Consider the following 1,072-nt stretch of genomic DNA (forward strand, 5'->3'; position numbering starts at 1 on the left):
GTAACACCTCTTATTCAAATATATATTTGATTATGTATATAGTATACCTTATTWATCAAAAACATTCAAACGTTTATTTGAATGTTTTTGATTAATACCTTAAATATGTTTATATAGCAAAGAGAATCCCACATAAAACATAGGATTCTTTTTATATTATTATTGATTTCTCCAAAATAAATTCCCTCTACAAATGACTAATATACCTTAATCCCTTACTTAAAGAAGTCGGCACAACAGATGCATGATTCTCTCCTTCAGCTTCATAAAACTTAAATCTTAACTTCTCATGTTTTAATTGGAGTAGACGCTCTGATAATTCATTTGCATCTACAACCATATGCTCTCGTTCTAAGGAACCAACTGTAAGGAATACTCCCGTTTCAACCTTAGCATTGTTTAATTGATTTATAAGGTTCTCTTCTTTTTCAAATACAGATTGGTTATTCCACCAAATAGACGGACTACTAATAAAATAATTTTGAAAGGCATTTACATTTGTAAATAGTATATGTAATGCAAATAATCCGCCTAGAGAATGTCCAAATAACGTTTGCTTCTCTTTATCAATTTCAAAATTATTTTCAATTTGTGGTTTCAATTCTTCTTCAATAAACGTAAAGAAGTTATGTGCCCCTCCTGTTTTAGGCCACGGTTTACCATCCGGTTTTAAAGGAGCATCTTTTGAAATTACGGCAGGTGTAAAATCATAGCATCTTTCCTCTCCTGAAAATGCCCCTTCAATCGGATATCCAATACCAACTATAATAGCTGGTGAAACACCTGTTTTTTCTGCTCTAACTGATTGTATTTTAACCGCTTCATGGAATGTTTGAAAAAAGGCATTGCCATCTAATACGTATATGACAGGATATCCTGACTCTGGTGCTGGCTGCCTCGGCTTTGAAATATGAATTTGATATTCCTTACCTTCTAATTTTGAATATATTTTCCACTGTTCTGTATTAGATGTAATAATCTGCTGTTTTTCAATAGTAGTATTCATCTTATATCCCCCCTTTAACTCGTTACATATATTTCTACTTTTTCTTCTTGAGATACAACGCTATCG

The 1,072-nt window shown here is 32.0% G+C and carries 1 protein-coding gene; it reads right to left on the reverse strand.

The genetic code is table 11. The features are described 5' to 3' along the window. Window positions 1-187: 187 nt before the first annotated feature. The gene (locus tag AC1DTM_RS27995) at window positions 188-1,006 is read right to left on the reverse strand and encodes an alpha/beta hydrolase (protein WP_477001426.1); all 819 of its coding nucleotides are present in this window, start codon (window positions 1,004-1,006) and stop codon (window positions 188-190) included. Window positions 1,007-1,072: the final 66 nt, after the last annotated feature.

Source organism: Bacillus sp. P4_D3 (assembly GCF_056401855.1).

Coding starts and splice junctions, on each gene's coding strand:
- AC1DTM_RS27995 (WP_477001426.1), bottom strand. CDS start 1,006: ATGAATACTACTATTGAAAAACAGCAGATTATTACATCTAATACAGAA.